Origin of the sequence: Mesorhizobium sp. M7A.F.Ca.CA.002.05.1.1, from assembly GCF_003998335.1 — a bacterium.
Lineage (GTDB): Bacteria > Pseudomonadota > Alphaproteobacteria > Rhizobiales > Rhizobiaceae > Mesorhizobium.
The window spans coordinates 1-2531 of record NZ_RZQI01000854.1 but is presented as its reverse complement, the minus strand read 5'-3'; the positions used below and the strand labels follow the sequence as shown (position 1 = coordinate 2531).

The following is a 2531-nucleotide window of genomic DNA, read 5'->3' as shown; positions in this document are numbered from 1 at the left end:
GCGCGGCCTCTTGCCTATCGGCAGCATGGTCTCGGCGCTGCCGATCATTGGCGTCGCCCCGATCATGGTGATGTGGTTCGGCTTCGACTGGCAGTCCAAGGCGGCTGTTGTCATCATCATGACTTTCTTCCCGATGCTGGTGAACACGGTCGCCGGTCTGGCCGCCTCCGGCCATATGGAGCGCGACCTGATGCGCACCTATGCGTCGGGCTACTGGCCGACGCTGCTGAAGCTCAGGCTGCCGGCCGCTGCTCCCTTCATCTTCAACGCGCTGAAGATCAACTCGACGCTGGCGCTGATCGGCGCCATCGTCGCCGAGTTCTTCGGCACGCCCGTCGTCGGCATGGGCTTCCGCGTCTCGACCGAGGTCGGGCGGATGAACATCGACATGGTCTGGGCCGAAATCGCAGTTGCAGCACTTGCGGGTTCGGTCTTTTATGGCGTGGTCGCTCTTGTCGAAAGAGCCGTCACGTTTTGGCATCCCTCTGTCCGTGGTGGATAGGGGCGGTGGGTTTAGGGCACTAACTTCAGAGGGTAAAAAAATGAAAAGACTGATTATTCCCGTTCTGGCCGGCGCGATGTCGCTCGCCGCGTTCCAGGCAATGGCCGCCGACAAGGTGACGTTGCAGCTGAAATGGGTCACGCAGGCTCAGTTTGCCGGCTACTATGTCGCCAAGGCAAAGGGTTTCTATGAGGCCGAAGGTCTCGACGTCGACATCAAGCCGGGCGGTCCCGATATCGCGCCCGAGCAGGTGATCGCCGGCGGCGGCGCCGATGTCATCGTCGACTGGATGGGCGGTGCGCTGGCCGCCCGCGAAAAGGGTGTGCCGCTGGTCAACATCGCCCAGCCGTTCAAGAAGGCAGGCATGGAGCTGGTCTGCCCGAAGGACGGCCCGATCAAGACCGAAGCCGACTTCAAGGGTCACACACTAGGCGTCTGGTTCTTCGGCAACGAGTATCCGTTCTACGCCTGGATGAACAAGCTCGGCCTCAAGACAGACGGCGGCCCGGACGGCGTCACCGTCTTGAAGCAGAGCTTCGACGTGCAGCCGCTGATCCAGAAGCAGGCGGATTGCATCTCGGTCATGACCTACAACGAGTACTGGCAGTTGATCGACGCCGGCTACAAGCCGGAACAGCTGACCGTGTTCAACTACTCGGCCATGGGCAACGACCTGCTTGAGGACGGGCTCTATGCGTCCGAAGACAAGCTCAAGGACCCGGCCTTCGAAGACAAGATGGTGCGTTTCGTGCGCGCCTCGATGAAGGGCTGGAAATACGCCATCGACAACAATGACGAAGCCGCTGGCATCGTCATGGACGGCGGCGGCCAGGACGAGAACCACCAGAAGCGCATGATGAGCGAAGTCGCCAAGCTGATCGACAATGCCGACGGCAAGCTCGACCCGGCGACCTACGAGCGCACCGCCAAGGCGTTGCTCGACCAGAAGATCATCACCAAGGAGCCGACCGGCGCCTACACCACCGCCATCACGGACAAGGCGGTCAAGTAAGCCTATTCGGTAACGTCTAGATATTTCAACACGGCGCCTCCGGCAGAAATGCTAGAGGCGCCGTTCCTTTATGGTGTTCATGACGAAGCTGGTCTCGATCGAGGCGACGCATTTCAGCCGCGCGATCTTTTCCTTGATGAAGCGCTCGTATTGTTCGAGGCTTCCCGTCACTACTTTCAGCACATAGTCGCGCGAACCGGTGACGAGGTGGCATTCCAGCACCTCGTCCCAGCCGCGGATCGCGTCCTCGAACATGACGATCTCGTCCTCGTTCTGGCGGCTGAGCCGGATGGTGGCGATGGCGACCATGCTCCAGCCGAAGGCTGAGGGATCGACCAGGGTGGTGTAGCCCCTGATGACGCCGGTCTCCTCCAACCGCCGCACCCGTCTCAGGCAGGGCGACGGCGACAGGCCGATCCGCTCGGCAAGCTCATTGTTGGTGATGCGGGCGTCGGCCTGCAGTTCGCGCAGGATCCTGCGGTCGAAATCATCGGCTATCTTCTGCTGCACTTTCCGTCTCTCCGGGCAATTTGTTGCGGGAATGCAGCCATGAGAGCCCAAAAATAGCAAGGACTGGCGGAACGGGATCGCATAAATTGCCGTTCACTATGTCACTCGAACAGGCAGGAAAGCTCATGACCGCGCCACGCCCGTCGAAAACCCATATCGGCAACCACAAGCTCCACCCGGAGACGCTGATGCTGAGCTATGGCTTCGATCCGCAACTTTCGGAGGGCGCGGTCAAGCCGCCGGTGTTCCTGACCTCGACCTTCGTGTTCAAGTCGGCGGAAGAAGGACGCGACTTCTTCGACTACACCTCCGGCCGCAAGGAGCCGCCGAGCGGCACGGCGTCGGGCCTGGTCTATTCGCGCTTCAACCATCCCAACAGCGAGATCGTCGAGGACCGGCTGGCGATCTATGAGGGGGCGGATGCCTGCATCCTGTTTTCATCCGGCATGTCGGCGATCGCCACCACGCTGCTCGCCTATATCAGGCCGGGCGACGTCATCCTTCATT

The 2531-nt window shown here is 61.0% G+C and carries 4 protein-coding genes; 3 read left to right on the top strand and 1 reads right to left on the bottom strand.

All coding sequences use genetic code 11. The annotated features are described in order from the left end of the window. Positions 1 to 502 (top strand): ABC transporter permease (locus EN939_RS29530; RefSeq protein WP_164751323.1); only part of this gene is annotated, 502 nt, incomplete at its 5' end. 40 nt (positions 503 to 542) lie between these two features. Then, positions 543 to 1514 (top strand): ABC transporter substrate-binding protein, encoded by a 972-nt coding sequence (locus EN939_RS29525; protein ID WP_013894623.1) that lies wholly within the window; start codon positions 543 to 545, stop codon positions 1512 to 1514. 51 nt (positions 1515 to 1565) lie between these two features. On the opposite strand, the gene EN939_RS29520 is transcribed toward EN939_RS29525, so the two are convergent. Continuing rightward, positions 1566 to 2024, bottom strand: a complete 459-nt coding sequence (locus EN939_RS29520; RefSeq protein ID WP_127271209.1) for an Lrp/AsnC family transcriptional regulator — start codon at positions 2022 to 2024, stop codon at positions 1566 to 1568. 125 nt (positions 2025 to 2149) lie between these two features. Here EN939_RS29520 and EN939_RS29515 point away from each other — a divergent pair. Further along, positions 2150 to 2531, top strand: a 382-nt coding sequence (locus tag EN939_RS29515) for a PLP-dependent transferase (RefSeq protein WP_206528371.1), incomplete at its 3' end; no start/stop codon positions are given.

Excerpts from the sequence above, each read along its gene's own strand:
- EN939_RS29525 (WP_013894623.1), top strand. The coding sequence starts at position 543 with ATGAAAAGACTGATTATTCCCGTTCTGGCCGGCGCGATGTCGCTCGCC.